16 protein-coding genes and 2 pseudogenes are annotated in these 23,207 nt (G+C 63.8%); 11 read left to right on the top strand and 7 right to left on the bottom strand.

The annotated features are described in order from the left end of the window. The first annotated feature begins 9 nt into the window (after positions 1-9). The 5 genes from urtE to ACPPVR_RS40905 all read left to right on the top strand — a co-directional run bounded on the left by urtE (position 10) and on the right by ACPPVR_RS40905 (position 6,860). Complete coding sequence (gene urtE / locus ACPPVR_RS40925) at positions 10-699, top strand: urea ABC transporter ATP-binding subunit UrtE (RefSeq protein ID WP_426612146.1); 690 nt, start codon at positions 10-12, stop codon at positions 697-699. A gap of 27 nt (positions 700-726) precedes the next feature. After that, on the top strand, positions 727-1,956 hold the full coding sequence (gene fmdA, locus ACPPVR_RS40920; protein ID WP_426612145.1) for a formamidase: 1,230 nt from the start codon (positions 727-729) through the stop codon (positions 1,954-1,956). Positions 1,957-2,049: 93 nt separating this feature from the next. Beyond that, positions 2,050-2,421, top strand: a complete 372-nt coding sequence (locus ACPPVR_RS40915) for an FmdB family zinc ribbon protein (RefSeq protein ID WP_426612144.1) — start codon at positions 2,050-2,052, stop codon at positions 2,419-2,421. Positions 2,422-2,464: 43 nt separating this feature from the next. Then, a complete protein-coding gene (locus ACPPVR_RS40910; RefSeq protein ID WP_426612143.1) occupies positions 2,465-3,505 on the top strand; it encodes an aliphatic amidase in 1,041 nt (346 codons plus the stop codon). A gap of 391 nt (positions 3,506-3,896) precedes the next feature. Beyond that, positions 3,897-6,860, top strand: a complete 2,964-nt coding sequence (locus ACPPVR_RS40905; RefSeq protein WP_426612142.1) for an autotransporter outer membrane beta-barrel domain-containing protein — start codon at positions 3,897-3,899, stop codon at positions 6,858-6,860. Between the two features lie 3 nt (positions 6,861-6,863). Here ACPPVR_RS40905 and ACPPVR_RS40900 read toward each other — a convergent pair whose 3' ends face one another. From ACPPVR_RS40900 to ACPPVR_RS40880, 5 genes and pseudogenes are all read right to left on the bottom strand, one after another. Beyond that, complete coding sequence (locus tag ACPPVR_RS40900) at positions 6,864-7,694, bottom strand: MlaD family protein (protein ID WP_426612141.1); 831 nt, start codon at positions 7,692-7,694, stop codon at positions 6,864-6,866. A 94-nt stretch (positions 7,695-7,788) separates the two neighbouring features. Then, positions 7,789-10,008: an acetate--CoA ligase family protein gene (locus ACPPVR_RS40895; protein ID WP_426612140.1), complete on the bottom strand. Its 2,220-nt coding sequence runs from the start codon at positions 10,006-10,008 to the stop codon at positions 7,789-7,791. A 161-nt stretch (positions 10,009-10,169) separates the two neighbouring features. Next, a pseudogene (locus ACPPVR_RS40890) lies at positions 10,170-10,523 on the bottom strand (glycosyltransferase); the annotation flags it as partial. Between the two features lie 35 nt (positions 10,524-10,558). Further along, positions 10,559-11,128, bottom strand: a complete 570-nt coding sequence (locus tag ACPPVR_RS40885; protein ID WP_426612139.1) for a class GN sortase — start codon at positions 11,126-11,128, stop codon at positions 10,559-10,561. A gap of 177 nt (positions 11,129-11,305) precedes the next feature. After that, on the bottom strand, positions 11,306-13,564 hold the full coding sequence (locus ACPPVR_RS40880; protein WP_426612138.1) for a marine proteobacterial sortase target protein: 2,259 nt from the start codon (positions 13,562-13,564) through the stop codon (positions 11,306-11,308). A 187-nt stretch (positions 13,565-13,751) separates the two neighbouring features. Here ACPPVR_RS40880 and ACPPVR_RS40875 point away from each other — a divergent pair, with 187 nt between their 5' ends. Together ACPPVR_RS40875 and ACPPVR_RS40870 are read left to right on the top strand one after the other, a co-directional pair. Next, on the top strand, positions 13,752-14,522 hold the full coding sequence (locus tag ACPPVR_RS40875) for a helix-turn-helix domain-containing protein (RefSeq protein WP_426612137.1): 771 nt from the start codon (positions 13,752-13,754) through the stop codon (positions 14,520-14,522). Positions 14,523-14,579: 57 nt separating this feature from the next. Next, positions 14,580-16,043 (top strand): glycosyltransferase family 2 protein, encoded by a 1,464-nt coding sequence (locus tag ACPPVR_RS40870; RefSeq protein ID WP_426612136.1) that lies wholly within the window; start codon positions 14,580-14,582, stop codon positions 16,041-16,043. A 50-nt stretch (positions 16,044-16,093) separates the two neighbouring features. On the opposite strand, the gene ACPPVR_RS40865 is transcribed toward ACPPVR_RS40870, so the two are convergent. Both ACPPVR_RS40865 and ACPPVR_RS40860 read right to left on the bottom strand, forming a co-directional pair. Further along, positions 16,094-17,314, bottom strand: coding sequence for an ABC transporter substrate-binding protein (locus ACPPVR_RS40865; RefSeq protein WP_426612135.1), 1,221 nt, complete (start codon positions 17,312-17,314; stop codon positions 16,094-16,096). A gap of 72 nt (positions 17,315-17,386) precedes the next feature. Then, entirely contained in the window at positions 17,387-18,937 is a 1,551-nt protein-coding gene (locus tag ACPPVR_RS40860; protein ID WP_426612134.1) for an acyl-CoA synthetase, read from the bottom strand. A gap of 267 nt (positions 18,938-19,204) precedes the next feature. On the opposite strand from ACPPVR_RS40860, the gene ACPPVR_RS40855 reads away from it, so the two are divergent. The 4 genes and pseudogenes from ACPPVR_RS40855 (at position 19,205) to ACPPVR_RS40840 (ending at position 23,158) form a co-directional block, all read left to right on the top strand. Further along, positions 19,205-20,341, top strand: a complete 1,137-nt coding sequence (locus ACPPVR_RS40855) for an acyl-CoA dehydrogenase family protein (protein ID WP_426612133.1) — start codon at positions 19,205-19,207, stop codon at positions 20,339-20,341. An 11-nt stretch (positions 20,342-20,352) separates the two neighbouring features. After that, positions 20,353-21,515: pseudogene (locus tag ACPPVR_RS40850) on the top strand (acyl-CoA dehydrogenase family protein). Further along, entirely contained in the window at positions 21,515-22,171 is a 657-nt protein-coding gene (locus ACPPVR_RS40845; RefSeq protein ID WP_426612132.1) for a glutathione S-transferase family protein, read from the top strand. The pseudogene ACPPVR_RS40850 and the gene ACPPVR_RS40845 overlap by 1 nt, the downstream one beginning before the upstream one ends. A gap of 186 nt (positions 22,172-22,357) precedes the next feature. Beyond that, positions 22,358-23,158, top strand: coding sequence for a helix-turn-helix domain-containing protein (locus ACPPVR_RS40840; RefSeq protein WP_426612131.1), 801 nt, complete (start codon positions 22,358-22,360; stop codon positions 23,156-23,158). Positions 23,159-23,207 lie beyond the last annotated feature (49 nt).

Genomic DNA, 23,207 nt, shown 5'->3' with positions numbered 1-23,207 from the left:
GAGCCTCGCATGCTGGCTATTTCAGATCTTCACGTCGCCTACGGCCAGAGCGAGGTGCTGCACGGACTCAACGTCAAGGTCGCGCCGAACGAGATCGTTGCGATCATGGGCCGCAACGGCATGGGCAAGACCACGCTGATGAAATCGCTGATGGGCATCCTGCCGACGAAGAGCGGCTCGGTGAGCATGAACGGTACCGAGCTCGGCGGCCTGCCGAGCTACGAGCGCGTGGCCAAGGGCCTCGCTTATGTGCCGCAGGGCCGCATGATCTTCTCGACCATGACGGTGAAGGAGAACATCGAGACCGGTCTCGTCGTCTCCGGCGGGACCGAGGTGCCGGCTGATATCTACGAATTATTCCCGGTGCTGCTGGAGATGAAGGGCCGTCGCGGCGGCAATCTCTCCGGCGGCCAGCAGCAGCAGCTCGCCATCGCGCGCGCGCTCGCGACCAAGCCAAAGGTCTTGCTGCTCGACGAACCGACCGAAGGCATCCAGCCGTCGATCATCAAGGAGATGGCGCGCACCTTGAAGCGCATCCGTGACGAAAAGGGGCTGTCGATCGTCGTGTCCGAGCAGGTCCTGAGTTTTGCGCTCGATATCGCCGACCGCGTGCTGGTGATCGAGAACGGCGAAATCGTGCGCGACGATCCGCGTGACGCCGTCGATGCCGCGCAGGTCTCGAAATATCTGTCCGTCTAACCAACCGTGCAAAAGGGGAGCTTCTCGATGCCAGAGACACTGATCAAGGTCGATCTCACCAAGTCGCCTTACGAAAATGACATGGTGCACAACCGCTGGCACCCCGACATCCCGATCGTGTCCTGGGTCAATCCCGGCGATGATTTCATCATCGAGACCTATGACTGGACCGGCGGCTTCATCAAGAACAACGATTCCGCTGATGACGTGCGCGACATCGACCTGTCGATCGTGCACTTCCTCTCCGGCCCGATCGGCGTCAAGGGCGCCGAGCCCGGCGATCTTCTCGTCGTTGACCTGCTCGACGTCGGTCCGCTGAAGGAGAGCCTGTGGGGCTTCAACGGCTTCTTCTCCAAGCAAAATGGCGGCGGCTTCCTCACCGACCATTTCCCGCTGGCGCAGAAGTCCATCTGGGACATCAAGGGTCTCTACACCTCTTCGCGCCACATTCCCGGCGTGAACTTTGCGGGGCTTATCCATCCCGGCCTGATCGGCTGTCTGCCCGATCCGAAGATGCTGGACACCTGGAACAAGCGTGAGGCCGAGCTGATCGCAACCAACCCGACCCGCGTGCCCGGTCTCGCCAATCCGCCGTTCGCGCCAACCGCCCATGGCGGCCGCGCCAAGGGCGACGTCAAGGACAAGATCGGCGCGGAAGGCGCGCGCACCGTGCCGCCCCGCGAACACGGTGGCAATTGCGACATCAAGGATCTGTCGCGCGGCTCGAAGATCTACTTCCCGGTCTATGTCCCGGGCGCGGGTCTCTCGATGGGCGATCTGCACTTCAGCCAGGGCGACGGCGAGATCACCTTCTGCGGCGCGATCGAGATGGCTGGCTGGCTGCATATCAAGGTCGAGGTGATCAAGGATGGCATGGCGAAGTACGGTGTCAAGAATCCGATCTTCAAGCCGTCGCCGATCACGCCGAACTACAAGGACTATCTGATCTTCGAGGGCATCTCGGTCGACGAAGCCGGCAAACAGCACTATCTCGACGTCACTATCGCCTATCGCCAAGCCTGCCTGAATGCGATCGAATATCTGAAGAAGTTCGGCTACTCCGGCGCCCAGGCCTATTCGATCCTTGGCACCGCACCGGTTCAGGGCCACATCTCAGGCGTGGTCGACGTGCCGAACGCCTGCGCCACGTTATGGCTGCCGACGGAGATCTTCGACTTCGACGTGATGCCGTCGTCGGCCGGCCCGATCAAGCACATCAAGGGCGACATCCAGATGCCGATCTCGCCGGACAAATGATCCCTGCGCGACAGGATGCGGGACGGCGCGTATCTGCCGCCCCGCATCCGCCGCGCGACAATCTCTCACAGGCAACAGCGTAGGGATGATGCGATGCCGGTCTATGAATATCTCTGTGACGATTGCGGTCCGTTCAAGGATCTGCGCCCGATGGCGGAATGCGATGATCCCCAATCCTGCCCGCACTGCGAAACCATGGCGCCGCGGGTGATCCTCACCGCGCCGAATTTCTTCTGCATGCCGGCGGAGAAGCGCAAGGCGCATGCCGTCAACGAGCGAAGCTCGCATGCGCCGCAGACGGTTGCGCAATACAAGGCCTCGCACGCCCCCGGCTGCGGCTGCTGCTCGTCGGGCAAGAATTCAAAGAATGCGTCGGACAAGAAAAAGCCGGCGCGGCTGGTGACCAAGACCAAGAGCGGCGCCAAGGGCTTTCCCACCGCGCGGCCCTGGATGATCAGCCACTAGCGCCACGCGCCAACATCAAACGAATAAAACAGGAGCGGCCCAAATGCTTCACGGCGACATTTCCAGCAGCAATGACACCGTCGGCGTCGCGGTGGTCAACTACAAGATGCCCCGCATGCACACCAAGGCCGAGGTGCTCGACAACGCCCGCAAGATCGCCGACATGCTGGTGGGCATGAAGACCGGCCTGCCCGGTATGGACCTGGTGATATTCCCGGAATACTCCACCCAGGGCATCATGTACGACTCCAAGGAGATGTACGAGACCGCCTGCGCTGTGCCCGGCGAAGAGACCGCGATCTTCGCCGAGGCGTGCCGCAAGGCGAAGGTGTGGGGCGTGTTCTCGCTCACTGGCGAACGCCACGAGGAGCATCCGCACAAGGCGCCCTACAACACCCTGATCCTGATGAACGACAAGGGCGAGATCGTGCAGAAGTACCGCAAGATCATGCCGTGGGTGCCGATCGAGGGCTGGTATCCCGGCAATTGCACCTATGTCTCCGAAGGCCCGAAAGGGATGAAGGTCAGCCTGATCATCTGCGACGACGGCAATTTTCCGGAGATCTGGCGCGACTGCGCCATGAAGGGCGCCGAGCTGATCGTGCGCTGCCAGGGCTACATGTATCCGGCCAAGGAGCAGCAGATCCTGATTTCCAAGGCGATGGCGTGGGCCAACAACGTCTACGTTGCAGTCGCCAATGCCGCCGGCTTCGACGGCGTCTATTCCTATTTCGGTCATTCCGCGATCATCGGCTTCGATGGCCGCACGCTCGGCGAATGCGGCGAGGAGGACTACGGCATCCAGTACGCCCAGCTGTCGAAACATCTGATCCGCGACGCGCGCCGCAATGGCCAGTCGCAGAACCATCTCTACAAGCTGGTCCATCGCGGCTACACCGGGATGATCAATTCCGGCGAGAGCCCGCGCGGCGTCGCGGCCTGTCCCTATGATTTCTACAAGAACTGGATCGCCGATCCGGAAGGAACGCGCGACTTGGTCGAGGCGATGACCCGCTCGACCCCGGGGACCGATGAGTGCCCGATCGACGGGATTCCGAATGAAGCTGCGGCCAGCAATTACTGAGTCAGTTTGGATGCTGCAGGGTCGTCCGCGCGCGGAGCAGGCAGCGGAGCATCGGATGACCGGCGATGTGAATGGCCGTCCGTATGGTCGGACATTCTGACGCATCCTCGCATGCGCGGAATGGGAGGCGACCGTGTCGAAACGTGGCTCGGTTGCAACATAAGCCATTGAATCTGCCTAAGTTGCAGCCTCATTGGCGGATTCTCGCCCGGCCTTAGTTCTACTGACCGCCCTCATGACTTACGTTCCGCCCGGCGCTGCTAAGAGCGCCGTGGGTAAGGGGCAGAGTGTGGGGGCTGGGTCGCCATCGAGCGGGCAGGGTTGCTCGCGCCGGAGTGTAGCCGCGGTTCGCGCGGCTCTCTGGCTTGGCCTCGCCTTGAGCGCGGCCGCAGTGACGAGCCCCACGGCCGCGCAGCAGGTCTTCAACGGATCGCAAACCACACCTAACGGCGCCGTCAACGGTGGAGGCGGCGTCTGGGACAACACCACGACCAACTGGACAGACTTCTTCGGCTCGACCAGCACGGCTTACGATCCCGCGTCAGCCGGCACGCAGTTCGGCAGCAGCGGTCCCTCGACGCCTGCGACAGGCGGCACTGTGACGGTCACGCCAGGCGGCGTGCAGCTGACCAGCCTCGTGGGCTTCGACCTCACCGCCGACGGCTCGATCTACACCATCCAGGGCGGTGACCTCAGGCTGGCCCCGGGTGGCACCACGTTCGTCACCAACGATGTGACCGGCACGGGGGATCCCTCGGCCGTGATCTCTTCCCGCATCGTCGGCACCGGCGGCATCTCCGTACAGGGACCCGGTTTCCTGACCTTGCTCGGCGCCAATACCTATACCGGTGACACCTTCATCTGCACCTGCGGCTCATTGCAGCTTGGTGACGCGACCCATACCGCCAGCATCATCGGCGCGGTCACCAACGAGGGTCTCTTCAAGATCGTCAACGCGGACATGTCGGGTGTCCCGTCGCTCACGAACGGTTTCTCCGGCGTGACAATGTTCCTCAATGCGACCTCCGCCGGCTCCATGGCGATCACCAACAATGGCCAGTTGTATTTCGGCGATCCGACCGGGAGCGGGACCGACACCGCGACGGCCGGACGCGCGACCATCACCAATGACGGCGGCTTGATCGCCTTCTTTACCCAGACCAATGCGGGCTCGGCCAGCATCACCAACCAGAACAGCGGCACCACCGCGTTCATCGATCAAGCCTCGGCGGGCTCGGCGACCATCGTCAACAAGGACTTTGGCGGCACGACCTTCGGCGCAGTGCCGGGAAGCACCGCAACCGCCGCCAACGCAACCATCATCAACGAGGCCAACGGCATTACCGATTTCGGCGCCTTCTCGACGGCCGGCAATGCCACGATCATCACCAAGAGCGGCGGCCAGACCTCGTTCTTCGACAATTCTACCGGCGGCAACGCGCGCTTCATCACCAGCGGTACGGGCGTTGTCGATTTCGGCAGCAGCATCGGCTTGAACAGCGACGGCCGCATCACCGCCGGATCGATCCAAGGCAGCGGCTTCTATTACATCGGTGGCGGCAACACGCTGGTCGTCGGCGGCAACAATCTGTCGACCGAAGTCAGCGGCGTCATCGGCGATTTCAATCCCTGCGGTTGCGGTCCCGCCGGACCGGGCTCCCTTGAAAAGGTCGGCAGCGGAACGCTGGTCCTCTCCGGCACGAACACCTACACCGGCACGACGACCGTGAATGGCGGCATCCTCCGCGTCGATGGCGACATCTCCCAGTCGAGCCTGACCACGGTGAATGCGGGCGCCGCGCTGTATGGCGCCGGCATCGTCGGCGACACATTCATCGCCAACGGCGGCATTTACGCGCCCGGCGACGGCGGGCCGGGCTCGAGCATGCAGGTTCAGGGCGATCTCACCCTTCAGCCCGGCTCGGTCTATGTTGTGCAGGTCGGCAGCGGATCCAGCACGAGCCACGCGCTCGTCACCGGCAATGTCACGTTGAACGGCACGGTCGGCGTCTCGCTGTATCCCGGCAGCATGGTGATGAAGCACTACTCGATCATGGACTTCTTCGGCACCGCCACCGGCAATTTTACCGGCGTTGCGGCGCCGGGTGGTCTTATCGGCACGACGACCGTCGGGTCGAACGAGGTCCTTCTCGACTTCACGCTGAACTATCGCGCGAAATACGCGCTCAACATCAACCAGCAGAACGTTGCCACGACGCTGCAGAATTTCTTCAACGCCAAGGGCGTCCTGCCGGCCGAATTCGCGGGTCTTGGTCCCGCCGGCCTGACACAGGCCTCGGGCGAATCCGCGACGGGATCGCAGCAGACCACGTTCAATGCGATGAATCAGTTCATCGGCTTGTTGACCGATGTCTTCAGCGCGGGTCGCAGCGGCACACCGGGCGCAACGCCATATGCCGACGAGACGAGCGCAACGGCCTATGCCGCGACCGGCAAGCGCCCCAGCGACGCTTTCGCCTCGATCTATCGCAAGGCGCCGCCGCCGACATTCGAGCAGCGCTGGAACGTCTGGGCTGCCGGCTTCGGCGGCTCGCAGACCACCGACGGCAATACGGCGCTCGGTTCGAACAACACCACCAGCAGCGTCTACGGCACCGCGGTCGGTCTCGACTATCGCTTCTCGCCGTCGACGATCGCGGGCTTTGCGCTTGCCGGCGGCGGCACCGGCTTTGGCGTCAACGGGCTCGGCTGGGGCCGCTCGGATTTGTTCCAGGCCGGTGCCTTCGTGCGTCACAACGCGGGACCTGCCTATCTCACGGCGGCGCTGGCCTATGGCTGGCAGGACGTTACCACCAACCGCATCGTCACGGCGGCCGGCATCGATCAGCTGCGGGCGCAGTTCAATGCCAACGCCGTCTCCGGCCGCATCGAGGGCGGTTATCGCCAGGCGACGCAGTGGATTGGGCTGACGCCCTACGCCGCGCTCCAGGCCACCATGTTCAGCCTGCCGAGCTACTCGGAGTTCGCTGTGGTCGGCAACAACAGTTTCGCGCTCAATTACGCCGCCAAGAGTGTCACCGACACCCGTACCGAGCTCGGCCTGCGCGCCGACAAGGCGTTTGCGGCCGCCGGCGGCGTGGTGACGCTGCGCGGTCGTGTCGCCTGGGCGCATGATTTCAATCCGGACCGCAGCGTTGGCGCGGTGTTCCAGACATTGCCGGGTGCGGCCTTCGTTGTGAACGGCGCGGCGCAGGCGCACGATTCCGCGCTGACCACGGCGTCAGTGCAAATGAACTGGATGAACGGTTGGTCCACGGCACTGACTTTCGAGGGCGAGTTCTCGAACGTCACCCGCTCCTATGCCGGCAAGGGCGTCGTGCGCTACGCGTGGTAGGCCCTACCGCTTCGGCTGCGCAGGCTTGCGTGGCGGGCGCGGGGCTACGGCGGGCGCGGGCGTCCCACTCATCTTGTTGGCGGCCTCGCTGAGGTCGAGCAGGGTCTTGCGGCCGTCTTCGAGGAAGCTCGCCGATTTCTTCTTCATGGTGTCGGCGAGTTCGCGCAGTCCCTTTATCTTTTCGAACAGCTCGTCGGCCTTGCCGTCGACGAAGCCGGGCACCACACCCTCGATCTTCGTGACCGCCTTGTCGAATCCTACAAACGCGCTGTCGACCTTGGCCATCACGGAATCGATCTCGGCGCCCTTGCTCCGGAGGTCGGCCGTGTAGTCCTCGAACGTGCGCAGGCCGTCCTTGATTGCGGGGGCGTTGCTGACGATCGTGCGGTCGACGCTGTGCAGGGTGTCGACGATCGTTTCGGCGTCGCTGAGATCTGCGGTCAGCACGGGGATGCCATCCTCGTCCAGCGGCACCGGCGGCGCGGAGGGCGCGCCGCCGATCAGCGAAACTGCGGCGACGCCGGTGAGGCCCTGGAACTCGATGCCGGCCACGGTGTCCTTGCGGATCGGCGCGGAATTGTCGAGCAGCACCAGCGCCACGACCTTGCGGGGATTGTCCAGCTTGATCGACAGGATCTGGCCGGCCGGCACGCCGTCGAAATTGACCGGGCCGCCGCGGCGCAGGCCGCTCGCGGAACCGCCTTCGAACACCACGCGCAACTGGCTGCGGCTCTGGATGGAGCGCCATTTCTGCACGCCGAGCAGGCCGCCGAACGCCACGGCGATCACCGCCAGCGTCGCCGTTCCAATCACCAGATTGCTCGCGCGTGCCATGCAGGCTGTTTCTACGACCAAAGCGGGAAAGTTGGAAGCAGTTCGCAATGGTAAGTAGTGCGGATCACGCCGCGCCAATCAGCCCTGCGCGACGTCAATGACCGGCGGCACGTTTTGCCGCAGCATTGTTCAGCACGATGAGCGCGTCGACGGCGACACCGGTCCTGGCGTTGATCAGGAACGGATTGATGTCGATCGAGGCGATCCGGTCGCCGGCATCCGCGATCAAATTGGACAGGCCGACCAGCGCCTTCACCGCAGAGGCCTCGTGCAACGCCGGCTTGCCGCGATAGCCGCGCATCTTGATGCCGGCCTTGGTGCGGCCGATCAGGAGCCGCGCCTCGGCCTCGTCCAGCGGCGCACCGGCAAGCGCCACGTCCTTCATCAGCTCGATGTCGATGCCGCCGGTGCCGAACAGTACCACAGGTCCCATCTCGGCATCGAGCGAGGCGCCGACGACGAGCTCGAGGTCGGCCTTGACCTGCTGTGCGATCAGGATGCCGTCGAGCTTTGGCTTACCCTTCAGCTTGTTCACCCGCGCGGTGATGTCGGCAAATGCCTTCTTCACCTCAGTCGCGCTGTTGAGGTTCAGCACCACGCCGCCGATATCGGATTTGTGCAAAATCTCGGCGCTGACGACTTTCGCCACGACCGGATAGCCGATCTGCTTGGCAATCGTCACCGCCTCCGCAGCCGTCCGCGCGATTCCCTCCTTCGAGACCGGGATGCCATAGGCCTTCAGGAGTTTCTTCGAGGCGACCTCGTCGAGCGCGGCTCCAGTCGCCGATTTCAGCGCTTTCTCCAGCACGGCGCGGGCGGCGGGCTTCGAACTCGAAGCGATGTCGGGCACCTCTTTACGCAGCTTCGCATAGGCTAGCAGCGATTTGATCGCGGTCACCGCGCGGTCCATACCCTGCATCACCGCGAGATGCGGCAGCGATTTGCGCAAGCCCTTGGTGAAGTCGGTGAAGCCGATCGACATCGCACTGATATAGATCACGGGCTTCGAGGCTTTGCTCGCCATCTCGTCGACGATGCGCAAATTGCGCTCGCGCAGCTCATGCGGCGCCTTCGGAAGCTCGGCATCGACGATGACGATGTCGATGTCGGGATCGTCGATCATCAGCTCGATCGATTTCATGTAGACGGAGGGATCGACCACTGCGGCAAAGCCGGCGTCGAGCGGGTTGCCGACGATCGAGCCCGGGCCGAGCATCTTTGCAAGCTCGGAGCTGACATGCGGACTCAGCGGCGCGAAGTTGAGGCCCGCCGCGTAGAAGGCGTCGATCAGCATGCCGCGCTTGCCGCCGGACAGTGTGACCGCCGCAAGCCGGTCGCCCTTGGGCACCGCGGCGTGGACGAAGCATTCGGTGGTCTCGATCAGCTCATCGAGCCCGCCGACACGGATCACGCCTTCGCGGGTTGCGATCGCGTCGAATGTCTCGATCGAGCCTGCGAGCGCGCCGGTATGCGCCATTGCGGCGGCGCGGCCGCCCTCGGACGATCCGAGCTTGAGCGCAATTACCGGCTTGCTCGCGGCACGCGCCGCCTTGCAGGCATCGCGAAACGCCTTGGTGTTGCGCACGCCTTCGAGATAGACCACGATCACCTTGACGCTCGGATCCTCGGCGAAATAGCGCATCAGATCCGGTGTCTCGAGCCCGGTCTCGTTGCCGGTCGTCACCATGTATCCGACACCGACGCCGCGATCCTCCAGCGCCTGGCGGATCGCCATGACGATGGCCCCGGATTGCCCGGCGATCGCCACGGCACCCTGTTCCATGGTGACGATGCGGTCGTCGATATTGGTGAAAAGCTTTTCGCCGGCGCTTAGATTGCCGAGGCAGTTCGGGCCGGTGACGGCGAGGCCCGTCTCGCGCACAGCCTGTTGCAGCTCGGCGGCGAGCTTCTGGCTCGCCTCGTCCTGCAACTCGCTGAAGCCCGAGGTGACGATGGTGGCGGATCGCGCGCCGGCCGCAGCCGCATCGCGAATCACCTGCACGGCGAAGCGCGCGGGCACCAGCACCAGAACGTGATCAGGTTTTTCCGGGAGGCTGGCGAAATCCTTGAAGCACGGCACGCCCCAGATGGTTTCGCGCTTGGCGTTGACCGGATAGAGCCCGCCCTCGAAACCGTATTTGACCAGATTGTTCCAGATGCGCTCGGCATAGTTGCCGGGCTTGTCGGTCGCGCCCACCAGCACGATGTTGTGCGGATGCAGCATGGCGTGAATGCCCTTGACGATGTCGCTGGCATCGGGCGGGGGAGACCATGGGCGGGAAGAAGCGGACTTGGCAGAGACCTGGGCTTCCATGGTGTTACCTCACCTGTTGTTCTTCTTGGTGGTGCGTCACGTGGTTGTATGGCGAGTTGCGTGGAGTGGCAACCAGCACGGCTGCATGCCGTATGGCGGAATGCGCAGCGATGCACGCTGATCGCAATCGATGGATTCAATCTCCGTCTCGCGTTGTCCTGTCAGCAGCGCAACACGCCCCACTTGTAGCCATAGGCGAGTTGCTGGACGAGATAAGGCGCGATGGCGCGCCGGATCTGCATCTGCGTCGGGTCGAATCCGAGGACGCGGCGCCGCAAGATGCCCATCTCTCTGACACCGACCGCGTAAGTCGCTGCCGTCTTCTGAGCGTCATGGATTCGGAAGGAGGACAGAAACCGCGGCATCCGCACGAACTTGAACCCGCCGGCCTGCGCCGCAGGATGCTGCAGGATGAAGTCCCAGTCCATCGCGTAGTGGAAGCTTTCGTCGATCGGTCCAATGCTGTCCCACACGCGCTTGCGCCGGAACATCGTCTCCTGCGGAATGTAGTCGGCATTTGTGCGCGATTTGATAAGACGCGACGGACAACTTAGCTGCCGGTTCCAATCAGCGTGGCATGAAGGATGTAGCGCTCAGGACCGGACGTGACGGCATCGAACGGCCAGCAGGTTGTTAACACCAGTTCATAGTTCGGCGTTGCCGGGTCAATGCCCGATGCGTCGAAACGGACCACGCTTGAGGCGTCCGCGCGGTAGCGAAAATGCTTGCCGTCAGCGCGTGTGATCTCGATCACGTCGCCGATGGCAACATCCCGCAAGAAACGGAAGTGCGTGTCGCGATGCGCGGCATATACAGCAATTCCGCGTTCGCCGGCTTCAACCGTTTGGTCGATATGGCCGGGCCCGAAGGCAAGCGCCTGGCCGCTCGTGCCCGCGAGCACGATGGCGCTGGCACCGATCCGCCTCACCTCGATCCGCGCGATCGGCCATGTATCGGCCCAGGACCATGGCTTGACCGCCTCGCCGCTCGCCACGCTCCTGTCGAACGCGCGCTCTAGCAGCACCTGCGCGAGCCACGCCTTGGCGTGAATATGAGCACCGTCGCCGAACAGGATCGTGCCGATGAGCGCGAGAGCGAGAGGAGAGATGAAGCGGGGCATGATGTCTTCCGTCATTGCGAGCGAAGCGAAGCAATCCAGACTGTCTCCGCGGCGGCAGTCTGGATTGCTTCGTCGCTTCGCTCCTCGCAATGACAACAAAAAAGGCGCGCGCGGCTGTTTGGATGGGGACGGGCAGCCGCGCGCGCTGAAGAAGAGGAGTTCGGGGAGGCTCCTCTCTCAAGCGGCGTCAGTGAGCAAGGGCTGACGCCGGTTGAATACGAACAGGATCAGGGCGAGCACGATCAGGATCAGGCCTGCGATCATCTTCAGCTCGGCCGAGGTTGCGGTCTTGGGCAGACGGATCGTGTCGGGCGCGACAGGTGCCGGCCGCCTTGTCGCGGGCTGGCCTGCATCAGCGCGGCGTTCGCGCAGCTGCGGTGCCTGCTGCGGCCGTTCGCCAAACACCTTCTCGAAATCCCAGCCGGCCGGCAGGTTGATCGGCAGCTCGCTGAGCTTGAGCGGCGCGCCTTCGGGGCGGCTCGGCGTCTTGTCGATCGCGACGAGGCTGGTCAGCCGCGTGACGATCTGGTGGTCGAGCGCCAGCGCGAGGATCGCCTTGTCGGTATCTTCCGGCGTCATCTCGCGCAGGGTGCGTGCCACTTCCGCATCGCCGATCTTGCGCTTGGCCCAGAGCTTTGACAGGCCTTTGCCTTCGGCGGCATTTTGCAGCGGCAGCGTCACCGACCACGGGCGGTCTCCGACACGTCCCTTGATCTCCAGCGAACCCGCGAGCTTGTCGAGTTTCGCCGCCAGCACCAGCGGCTCGTCGCGATAGACGTCGGGAATGATCGCGGGCGTCACGTCGGCTTTGGCCTCGGAGAATTTTACGGTGAGGCCGGTCACCGCGGGGTTCTCCAGCTTGGCGAACAGGCCGCGCATGCGCTCCTCGACCTGCTCGACGGAGCCGATATGGGTGAAGGCGCCGCGGCCGAGCTCGGAGGCACGCGTCATCAGATAGGTGTTGGGCGCTGATCCGATGCCGACCATGAAGATGCGCGAGCGGCCGCGCATCGCCGTGATCGTTTCGAACAATTGTTGCTCGTTGCCGATCGCGCCGTCGGTCAGGAATACGATTTGGCGAACCATGCCGGTTTCGCCAAGCTTGTCGGTCAGCGCCGCGCGCATCGCCGGCACCATCTCGGTGCCCCCGCGCGCCTGCAACGCGCTGACGAACGAGGTCGCCTCGCCGAGATGCGCGGCGTCGGCCGGCACCGATGCCGGAAACAGCACGTCCATGGTGTCGTCAAAACGGATGACATTGAAGCGGTCGTTCGGTTGGAGCCGGCCGAGCGCGTAAAGCAGGCTCGCCTTGGCCTGCTCGATCGAGGTGCCGCCCATCGAGCCCGAGTTGTCGATCACGAACACGACCTCGCGCGGCAAGGCCTTCTGCGTCGCCTGCTCGGCGGCGGGCGGCGTGACGAAGGCGAGTAGGTAATCGGCGTCGCCGACATGTTCGCGGAACAGGCCGACCGATGGTGCCTTCTCTGCGACAGGCTTCCAGGTCAGCTCGAAATCGCGGTCCGCGGGCACGGTGCCGTCGGCGAGCGTGACGACGCGCGTCGCGTTGTCCGGGCTCTCGATCTCGACGTTGTGATGGTGGCTTTTCACCTCGCCGAGCGCGAAGCCGGCCTTCAGGTGCACCGTGATGCTGGTCGGATTGACTGGAGGATTCTTGGCGGGATCGAGCACTGGCGGCGAGATGCGGTTGCGATCCGGCACCGGGTCCGAATTGGTGGCGCCCCAGCCGGAGCCGTCGCGGCGGAAGTCGACGCTCTGCACGATCGGCGCCGGATTGTAGCGTGGCGCGACCACGAGCGGCACGCGCAGCGAATATTCGTTGCCGGATTGATGCACCGGCTCCTGATATTCGATCTGGACCAGCACCGTTTCGCCGGGGCCAATATTGGCGACGGAGTTGGTGAAGATGTTGGGCCGCTTCTGCTCGGTGAGTGCGGCCTTCTGTCCGGCGCGGCGGGCCTCCTCGTAGATGATTCGCGCTTGCTGGCGCTCCTTGATGTCGCCGACGATGACGCGGTCGCCGACCACCATCTTCAGCGTGTCGACCGCGCCGCCGGTGGCAAGCGGATAGACGTAGGTCGCCTCGACCCAGTCCTTGGTCGGGTTGCGGAAGACCTGCGTGACGCGGGTACGCAGCGTCGGTCCGGACACCGTGATGTCGACGTCGATGCCGAGGCGGATCGCTTCGGTGTAGGCGCCGTCCTCCTTCAGCAGGAGGCTACCGGATTTGGCATCGCCAGGCTGGAGCAGGCTCGCCTGCTCCGTCGTCGCCGACCAGCCCGGCTCAAAGCTGACCAGCAGCGCCACGAAGCTGACCAGCAGAACGGCAACGCCCTGCACCAGGAGAAACAGTCCGAGCTTGATCAGCCTGCCCAGCAGAGGGTGCTCGCTGCTGTCGACCGCGTCGTAATTGTCCATTTGGCCTGCTCCCGAAGGGTGGTTGACGACACGGAGCATCCGTCGGGAAGGGCCGCTTTCGCGAGCAGAATGATCGGCAATGTTCCGCCGTGGCTGGCCTGGGCGGGCCGCCGCCCGGGCGGTCACGTCCGGTTTTGTGCTGACTTGTCCGCCCTGCTAGACTGGCGTCCGTGGAGCAGGGCTAACGATGCAGACGCCGGATAAACTTAACGACGGGCAGCTTTCAGACGAGCAAAGCCGCGAGGTCGCGGAGACGATCCGCGAAGAGATTGCCAGACGCCGGATCTCGCGGCAGGCGCTGGCCGAGCAGGCCAAGCTCAGCCTGTCGACCCTGGAGAAGGCGCTCGGCGGCCGCCGTCCGTTCACGCTGGCAACCACGGTCCGGCTGGAGCAGGCGCTGGGTGTGTCCTTGCGCAAGAGTATGGTTGCGCCGACGCCCGCGGCCGGAAACGATGTCGCTCCCGACAGCCTCGGCTCCTATTCGCATCGCGCGGTGACGTGGATCGAGGATGTCTACATCACGCTGAGGCCGTCGTTCGGCGACAAGGATGCGATCTTCGCCTATCGCACCGAGATCGTCTGGGAGCCGAAGGTCTCCGCGCTGGTCTTCCGCGAGGGCGAGCGGACGGATGCGGCCTATGAGCACACCGGCGAGGTTGCGGTACCGCATCAGTCCGGCTTCATTTATCTCGTCATCAACAAGCACGGCCAGCATCGCGTGATCACGGTGTCGCGGCCGACGGTGGCTGGCGAGATGTACGGCATCATCTCGTCGTTGCGTGCCGGCCCCGGCTCGCAGCTGACGCCGATCGCCGCGCCAATCGCCTATGTGCCGATTGGAAACGTTCCGGAGCCGACGCTTGGGCGAATTGCGCCCGGCAACGTCAACTACGCATTGTATCGAAGCCACCTGCGCCGCACGGTGGAAGAACCGTTTGCGTTGTTCCTGCCGGGATAGTTAATTATCCGAACAGAATAGTCCAGCATCCGCCGCACATCCGTCTATAAGGCGATCATGCTGGACCTACCCGCAAAATCCGGCGGTGAATCTCCGCTGTTCTCCATCATCATCCCGCTTGAATTTCACCGCGGGCAGTGGGAGCAGTCCTGGCTCGGCTGGACATCGCAGATCGCGGATCAATCTCTCTACGAGATCATCCTGGTCGTGCCACCCGATTTCACGGCGCGCGAGCAGCTGACGGCGCTCGCCGGCGGCAGAGCGCGCCTCGAATTCACCAACTCCGATCACGACGTCGGGCTCTGCGCATTCGGCGCCGCGAAAGCCCACGGCAGATATCTGTTCTTCACGGAATCGCATTGCCGGCCTGAGCCCGACGTGATCGAGCTCTGCATCCGCGCGATCGACGCGCATCCGGATTGGGCGGGTTTTTCCTGCCGGTCGGTCCCGATCTGCCAAAACCGTCTCTCGGAAGCAGAGGCTGCGATGTACCAGGCCGACATCGAGTTCGGCATGACGCAGCATCCCTGGCGCAAGGTGCTGGACCAGTGCTTCGTGACGCGGCGCGATGTCTACGAGGAATGCGGCGGCTTGCGCGCCGAGCTCGGCCATTTCGCCGAATGGGTGCTCGCCGCCGGATATTTTGCGCGGGGCTATTCCATCGGTTATCTCGAAGACGCGCGTTTCCACCACTACTACACCGGCCGGATCGGCGAGCTGAAAGCGTTCACACTCGATTTCGTGCAGGGTGAGATCCGCTATCTCAGCGAGGCGCGCCACGACCCCGGCAGCGAGCTGCTCGAAATTCCCGTCGAGTGGAGCACACGAGGCAATTTCGATGTATCGCTTGCCCACGATGCGTTGAATGCGCTCGTGCGCTACAGCCTCGCTGGCCGAGGCTGGAAGCGGCCCGGCGAGAAGCTGCGCGCCTTCTGGCGTTGGACGGAGGTCTTGCTGTGCGGCGATGTCCGTGCGCGCGCCACGGCGCGCCTCGCCGTCGCGCATGCGCACACGGTCCTGGCCATACTGACAGTGGTCGGGTCGAGCGAAGCCATCGCAGGAGGGATGAAGCGCTACATCGCATCGCTGATCCGGCTTCAGCGGCTCGATTGCATCCGTCGCGCTCGCGGACCTGCCACGGGACTGCTCGGCGACAACGTCGTCGCGCAGGCCGGCTTCCACGCCGTGGAATCGTCAGTCGGCTGCACATTTCGCTGGAGCGAGCCGCAGGCGGCGGTCCGCATCACGGGCGCTCCGGGACGCAACACGGTCTGCATCCAAAGTCCCGCCCTCCGCGCGCCGCTGGAGAAGATCGGTGCGCATTTCTATCTCGACGGCGCGCGCGTCGATCCCGCCGCGATCGCGATCGGCCGCGGCAGCTATACTCTGAGCCTCGACCTGCCGCGCTCAGGCATCGCTACGCTTGCCTGGGCATGTCCCGTGCTCAGAGGCGTCGGCGATGCGCGCCGTCTGGGCCTGTCCATCGTGGCGATCGAGGTGGAGCAGGACGAAAAAGAATAGCGGCCCTTCGGCCGCTATTCGGTGCCTTCAAACGGATACGTCGAGCGGCGTTAGCCGCCGGTCTCGGCACTGATGACGTCGCCGAACAGGTCCCACTTGCCGCCCTTGAACTGAATCATCTTGAGCTGCTCGATCGGGGCGAAGTCGTTGGGCGACGTGTTGATCTTGATGCCGGGAATCATGACGTCGGGCGCGAAGTCCTTCAGGCTTGCGGCCTGTTTCATCACGTTCTCCCGGGTCAGTTCGTCGCCCGATTGCTTCAGCACCTGCACCATGGTCTGCGCGGCGGCGTAGCCGTAGACGAGGTTGAGGTCGGAGACATTGGCGCCCGGCATGTATTTGTCGATGAAGGTCATGAACTTCTTCATGCCCTCATCGTCTTTCCATTGCGAGTCGGATGCATCCTTGAGATAGGTCGCCGACAGTACGCCTTCGGAGGCCTGCAGGCCCGCAGGCTGCATGACCGCGCCGATCGAGATCGAGACGTCGGTCATCACCTGCATCGGCTTCCATTCCAGCTCGGCGATCTTCTTGATCGCCTGTGCCGCGAATTTCGGCGTCGCGATGTTCACGAACACAGTGGCGCCGGTGTCCTTCAGCTTGACGATGTGGGAATCGATCGAGGGCTCGGTGGTCTCGTAGCTTTCCTCAGCGACGATGAGCGAAGACGCCTTGTCGCCGAAGATCTCCTTGATACCGGCGACGTAATCCTTGCCGAAATCGTCATTGGCATAGAAGATCGCGACCTTAGCATCGGGCTTCGCCTGCATAATGTACTTCGCGAAGACCCGTGCCTCGACCCGGTAGCTTGGCTGGAAACCCATGGTCCAGGGAAAGCCCTTCGGGTCGTTCCACTTGCTCGCGCCGGTCGCCAGGAACAGCTGCGGCACCTTCTTGGCGTTGTGATATTTCTGCACGGCGGTCTGGGTCGGCGTACCCAGCGCGTTGAACACCAGGAACACTTCGTCGCTCTCGATCAGCTTGCGGATCTGCTCCACGGTCTTCGGCGGCGAATAGCCGTCGTCGTAGGAGATCCAGTTGATCTTGCGGCCGTTGATGCCGCCCTGGTCGTTGATCATCTTGAAATAGGCTTCCTCGGTCTTGCCGATGATGCCGTAGGCGGAGGCGGGGCCGGAATAGGCCTCGACATTGCCGATCTTGATCTCGGTGTCGGTCGCGCCGGTGTCGTATTTCTTCTGTGCCTGGGCGCCCTGGGCCGTGAGCAATGTCATGGCCGCTGCAGCAGCAAGCAGGGAGAGGTTCCTCGTCATGAAATTTCCTTGGGTTTCTTGGTTGGAGACAGGCACGTCGAAAAACAAAAGCGCCCGCGAGGGGCGCTTGGATCAGGCGTTGGCGACTTTCTTGTCGACTTCCGAGGTCACAGAAAATTCCTTGCGCAAGGTCGGCTTGTGGATCTTCCCGGTAGCGTTGCGCGGCAGTGCATCGACGAAGCGGACCTGGCGCGGGCATTTGAACCGCGCGAGATTGGCGGCGCAATGCGCGAAGACATCGGTTTCGGTCAGCCGTTGGCCCGGCTTGACCGCGACGATGGCGAGGCCGACCTCGCCCCATTGCGGATCGGCAATGCCGATCACGGCAGCTTCCGCGATTGCCGTGAGTTGGTGCAGGACGTTCTCGACCTCGGCCGGATAGACGTTCTCGCCGCCGGAGATGTACATGTCCTTCCAGCGGTCGACGATGTAGTAAAAGCCTTCCTCGTCCACGCGGGTGGCATCGCCCGTGTGCAGCCACCCGTCGGTGAAGGAGGATTTGTTCGCCTCCGGCCTGTTCCAGTAGCCCGGCGTGATGTTCGGCCCCTTGACCCAGAGCTCACCGAGCTCGCCGGTAGCGGCATCGCTGCCGTCGGGGCGCACGATCCGCACCTCAGTGTGAAGCACCGGCTTGCCGGCAGAACCGGCCTTGCGCGCCGCATCTTCGCGGTCGAGCACCAGTACGGCCGGCGAGGTCTCGGTCATGCCGTAGCCCTGCTGAAGCGCGACACCGCGGGCTTCCCAGACCTTCAGCAGCGGCACCGGCATCGGCGCGCCGCCGACACCGCCGACGATCAGCCGGGTAAGGTCAGTCGTCGCGAAGGCCGGATGCTGCGCCATGAACTGGTAGATCGCGGGCACACCGAAGAACACGTTGATGCCCTGCGCGGGATCGTTGATCAGGCCGAGCGCCGTGCCGGGATCGAAGGCGCGCATGATCTGCACGGTGCCGCCGGCATGCAGCACCGGATTGGTGTAGCAATTCAGACCGCCGGTGTGGAACAGCGGCAGCACGGTGAGCAGTACCGAAGACGGCCCGATACAGGCGGGGCCGCCGAGATTGACGCAATTCCAGAAGGTCATGCCGTGGGTGATGGTCGCACCCTTCGGATGTCCCGTGGTGCCCGACGTGTACATGATGGTCGAGACGTCATCGAGCGTGACCTCCTCGATTGCCGTAAGCGGTTTTGCAGCGGCAACGCCGGCCTCGTAGGCGCCGCCGGGGCCAAGCAGCAGGCTCGACGTAACACCGCAGAGCTTCGCCACTGTCAGTGCGGTCTCGGCCAGATCCGCATCGTGGATCATCACCTTCGGCGCGCAATCGCTGGTGATGAACTGAAGCTCGGGTACGGTGAGGCGGGTGTTCAGCGGCACGAAGACGGCGCCAAGCCGCCCGCAAGCGAACTGCACCTCCAGCGTATCGGTCGTGTTCAGCGCCAGCACCGCGACGCGGTCGCCGCGCGAGATTTTCAGCGCTTCGCGGAGGAGTGAGGCGAGGCGCGAGACCCGGGCGTCCAGCTGCGAATAGCTGAAGCGGCGCTCGCTCGCGAGGTCGATGACCGCGACCTTGCCAGGCGTGCGGCGGCCATGATGGGCGATCCAGTCGTAGTAACGAACGGCCAAAAATCCCTCCCGTGGCGGTCTTGTGCCGCCTGCCTTCATATTGCCGTGCACCATGCCCGGCGTGGCCCTGGGAGGCCAGCCGGAGTTTTGTGCAGCAACTCTTTTTTGATTTGGAGTTGGCCTGCGAGGGACGAAAATCGTCTTGCGTTGAGTTGCTAGCCATTTGACCTGTCGGAGGCGGCGTTCCCGTCCAGCCACTCCGCGCAAGTGAGCCACCCATGTTCCCGCCATGGTGGAACGACAGGAGTCGTCGAAGGCGAGATTGCAATGAAGAGCCCGTTCTACACCGCCGAGCACGACGCCTTTCGCGACGTCATGCGGCGATTCGTCGAGAAGGAGATCACCCCGTTCGCCCATGAATGGGACGAGGCTGGCGAATTCCCCCGTGCGCTCTATCGCAAGGCGGCGGAGATCGGACTGTTGGGGCTCGGATTCCCCGAGGAATATGGCGGGATCGCCGCCGACCAGTTCATGAAGATCGTCGCCAGCCAGGAACTGGCGCGGGCGGGCGCGGGCGGCATCAGTGCCAGCCTGATGAGCCACACCATCGGCTCGCCGCCGATCGCGCGCGCGGCGCGCCCCGAGGTCAAGGCACGCGTGCTGCCGCAGGTGCTGGCAGGCGAGAAGATTTCCGCGCTCGCGATCACCGAGCCGGGCGGCGGCTCCGACGTCGCGGGTCTCCGCACCAAGGCGCGCCGTGACGGCGATCACTACGTCGTGAGCGGGGAAAAGACCTTCATCACCTCCGGTGTCCGCGCCGATTATCTGACCGTTGCGGTGCGCACCGGCGGCGAAGGCGCCGGCGGCGTCAGCCTGCTCCTGATCGAGGGCGATACGCCGGGCTTGTCGCGGACAAAATTGAAGAAGATGGGCTGGTGGGCCTCCGACACCGCGACCTTGCATTTCGACGAGTGCCGCGTACCGGCTGGGAATTTGATCGGCGAGGAGGGCCAAGGCTTCAAAATCATCATGCAGAATTTCAACAGCGAGCGCATGGGCATGGCGGCCGGCTGCACCGCCTTTGCCCGCGTCTGCCTCGACGAGGCTGTCGCCTATGCCAAGGAACGCAAGACGTTTGGCAAGCCGCTCGCCCAGCACCAGGTGATCCGCCACAAGATCGTCGACATGGCGCAGAAGGTCGCTGCGAGCCAGGCGATGCTGGAAATGCTGGCCTGGCGGCTGGAGCAGGGCGAGAGCCCGGTCGCAGAAATTTGTATGATGAAGAACCAGGCGACCCAGACCATGGCGTTCTGCGCCTCGGAAGCCGTGCAGATTTTTGGTGGCGCCGGCTTCATGCGCGGCATCAAGGCCGAGCGCATCTACCGCGAGGTCAAGGTCAATGCCATCGGCGGCGGCACCGAGGAGATCATGAAGGATCTCGCCAGCCGGCAGATGGGGTTGTGACGAGGAAAGAAATGCTGTTCACCGCCGACCACGACGATATCCGCCGGTCCTTGCAAAACTTCATCGCCAACGAGATCAATCCTCATGTCGATGACTGGGAGAAGGCTGACATCTTCCCGGCGCACGAACTGTTCAAGAAAATGGGCAGCCTCGGCTTCCTCGGGCTGAACAAGCCGGTCGAGTTCGGCGGCTCGGGCCTCGACTATTCCTACGCGCTGATGATGGCGGAGGAACTGGGTGCCATCACCTGCGGCGGCGTGCCGATGGCGATCGGGGTGCAGACCGACATGGCGACGCCGGCGCTGGCGCGGTTCGGCTCGGACGAGGTGCGGCGCGAATTCCTCAGCCCGTCGATTGCCGGCGACTTCGTCGCCTGCATCGGCGTTTCCGAGCCGGGCGCGGGTTCGGACGTCGCCTCGATCAAGACCCATGCGCGTTCCGATGGCGACGACTACGTCATCGATGGCGGCAAGATGTGGATCACCAACGGCACCCAGGCCGACTGGATTTGCCTGCTCGCCAACACCGGCGACGGGCCCGTTCATCGCAACAAGTCGCTGATCTGTGTTCCCATGAAGAGCAAGGGCGTCACGGTCGCGCGAAAGCTCGACAAGATGGGCATGCGCTCGTCGGATACCGCCCAAATCTTCTTCGACAATGTCCGCGTGCCCAAGCGCAACCGGATCGGCGAGGAGGGCAAGGGCTTCACCTACCAGATGATCCAGTTCCAGGAGGAGCGGCTCTGGGGCGCCGCTGCGTGTCTGAAGGCACACGAATACATCGTCAACGAGACCATCGAATACACTCGCAACCGAAAGGCGTTTGGGAAGTCGATCCTCGACAACCAGGTCGTGCACTTCAAGCTCGCGGAGATGCAGACCGAGGTCGAGCTGTTGCGTGCATTGATCTATCGCGCCGCCGAGGCGCTTGTCGCGGGCGAGGACGTCACAAAGCTTGCGACCATGGCCAAGCTGAAGGCCGGCCGGCTCGGCGAGAGCTCACCGACGCCTGCTTGCAATATTGGGGCGGAATGGGCTTTACCAACGAGACGCCGGTCAGCCGGGCCTATCGCGACAGCCGCCTGACCTCGATCGGCGGCGGCGCCGACGAGGTCATGCTGATGGTCCTGTGCAAGATGATGGGCACGCTGCCCGGCAGCAAAGGAACTTCCTGATGATCACGCTCTATCATTGCGACGCCGCGCGCTCGTTTCGTCCGCTCTGGATGCTGGAGGAGATGGGGCTGCCTTATGAGCTGAAGATGCTGCCATTCCCGCCGCGGGTCTTCGCCAAGGAATACCTCGCGCTCAATCCGCTCGGCACGATTCCCTTCATGGTCGACGGCGAGACGAAGATGACGGAGTCCTCGGGCATCTGCCATTATCTCGGCATCAAGCACGGGCCGACGCCGCTGATGGTCGGGCCCGAAGATCCCGCTTATGGCGCCTTCCTGAACTGGATGTATTTCAGCGACGCGACGTTAACCTTCCCGCAGACGCTGGTGCTCCGCTACACCCAGCTCGAGCCGGAGGAGCGCCGCAATCCGCAGGTCGCCACCGACTACGCCAAATGGTTCCTGGGACGGCTGCGCGCTGTTGAGGCTGCGACCGCGAATACTGAAACCCTGTGCGCCGGCCGCTTCACCGCCGCCGATATCGTGATCGGCTACGCGCTTCGGCTCGCCGACAATATCGGGCTCGCCAAGGATTTTGGGCCAAATGTCGCAGCCTATTGGGCGCGTTTGCAGCAGCGTGACGGGTTCAAGCGGGCGGTTGCCGCGGAACAGAAGGCCGGGTCAGAGCAGAATGTTGCGCCGCGGGTAAGGGCGTAATTTCCGTTGTCGTCCCGGCCTTCGCCGGGTCGACAACACGACGGGTTCCGGGTTCGTCTTGCGATCGTCCCGGAATAGTAATCTTTTGCGCCTGATGACAGCGCTATCCCGTCGTGACAGCGCCCCAATTTCCGCTAAGGTGACTTCCGTCCGCAGCGGCCATAGAGCCGCGCGAGGAGGATCCCAATGGAAGATAAAGGTCGCGAATCCGACCATCTGATGCTGATCACGCCGGAGCGGGTGTTCTATGCCGGCCTGCTCGGCCGCCCCCGCAAGCGGACCCCCGGCTGCTGCCACGTCTATGTCGCGGTGAAGGGCAATTTGCATCTGACAATCGACGAAACCCAAGCCACCGGCGAGCTGTTCGTCACCCTGCCGAACCAGCGACACTCCATCGCCAGCGACTACCGCACTGCAATCAGCGTGACGCTCGAGCCGGAAAGCATGCCGGACGGCGTGATCGAGGCCTTGGCCGAGCGGCTGACAGGACCCGACAGAGCCGTCTATGCCCGCAAGATCCTCGCCGCCTATGCGCTGCTGCGGCAGCACCGCTATGGCGACATCACCACCGCCGAATTCGACGAGACGTGCTTTGGCGAAGCGCTGCCGCGCCGCGTGCTCGATCCGCGCGTGATGCGTGCCGTCGCCCGCATCGGGCGCTTCACGGGCGAGCCGGTGACGGCGGACACGTGCGCGACCGAAGCCAGCCTTTCCGCCTCGCGCTTCCTGCACCTATTCAAGGAAGAGACCGGCATCTCCTTCCGCTCCTTCCGCGCCTGGAAGCGTGCGCGACACCTGCTGCACTTCGCCAACCAGGATCTCAACCTCGCTCATCTCGCGCAGGACATCGGCTATCCCGATTCAACCCATTTCAGCCACTCGATCCGCCGCTTCTACGGATTGAAGCCGCGCGCGATCTTCGTCGGCTCGCGGGATCTGGCGATCTATCGCAGCAGCGAGACGGTGCGGCTCGCGGAAGCGAGCTAGCGCGCTTCGTAGGGTGGATAGCTGAAGGCGCAATCCACCAATTCTGCAT

It is taken from the genome of Bradyrhizobium sp. McL0616 (genome assembly GCF_049993385.1).
GTDB lineage: Bacteria > Pseudomonadota > Alphaproteobacteria > Rhizobiales > Xanthobacteraceae > Bradyrhizobium.
Note: the sequence above shows the minus strand (reverse complement) of the source record. Positions and strands in the feature narration are given on the sequence as shown.

Excerpts from the sequence above, each read along its gene's own strand:
- ACPPVR_RS40865 (WP_426612135.1), bottom strand. The coding sequence starts at position 17,314 with ATGACGAGGAACCTCTCCCTGCTTGCTGCTGCAGCGGCCATGACATTG.
- ACPPVR_RS40840 (WP_426612131.1), top strand. The coding sequence starts at position 22,358 with ATGGAAGATAAAGGTCGCGAATCCGACCATCTGATGCTGATCACGCCG.
- urtE (WP_426612146.1), top strand. The coding sequence starts at position 10 with ATGCTGGCTATTTCAGATCTTCACGTCGCCTACGGCCAGAGCGAGGTG.
- ACPPVR_RS40885 (WP_426612139.1), bottom strand. The coding sequence starts at position 11,128 with ATGCCCCGCTTCATCTCTCCTCTCGCTCTCGCGCTCATCGGCACGATC.
- ACPPVR_RS40845 (WP_426612132.1), top strand. The coding sequence starts at position 21,515 with ATGATCACGCTCTATCATTGCGACGCCGCGCGCTCGTTTCGTCCGCTC.
- ACPPVR_RS40870 (WP_426612136.1), top strand. The coding sequence starts at position 14,580 with ATGCTGGACCTACCCGCAAAATCCGGCGGTGAATCTCCGCTGTTCTCC.
- ACPPVR_RS40915 (WP_426612144.1), top strand. The coding sequence starts at position 2,050 with ATGCCGGTCTATGAATATCTCTGTGACGATTGCGGTCCGTTCAAGGAT.
- fmdA (WP_426612145.1), top strand. The coding sequence starts at position 727 with ATGCCAGAGACACTGATCAAGGTCGATCTCACCAAGTCGCCTTACGAA.
- ACPPVR_RS40900 (WP_426612141.1), bottom strand. The coding sequence starts at position 7,694 with ATGGCACGCGCGAGCAATCTGGTGATTGGAACGGCGACGCTGGCGGTG.
- ACPPVR_RS40875 (WP_426612137.1), top strand. The coding sequence starts at position 13,752 with ATGCAGACGCCGGATAAACTTAACGACGGGCAGCTTTCAGACGAGCAA.
- ACPPVR_RS40880 (WP_426612138.1), bottom strand. The coding sequence starts at position 13,564 with ATGGACAATTACGACGCGGTCGACAGCAGCGAGCACCCTCTGCTGGGC.
- ACPPVR_RS40855 (WP_426612133.1), top strand. The coding sequence starts at position 19,205 with ATGAAGAGCCCGTTCTACACCGCCGAGCACGACGCCTTTCGCGACGTC.
- ACPPVR_RS40910 (WP_426612143.1), top strand. The coding sequence starts at position 2,465 with ATGCTTCACGGCGACATTTCCAGCAGCAATGACACCGTCGGCGTCGCG.
- ACPPVR_RS40895 (WP_426612140.1), bottom strand. The coding sequence starts at position 10,008 with ATGGAAGCCCAGGTCTCTGCCAAGTCCGCTTCTTCCCGCCCATGGTCT.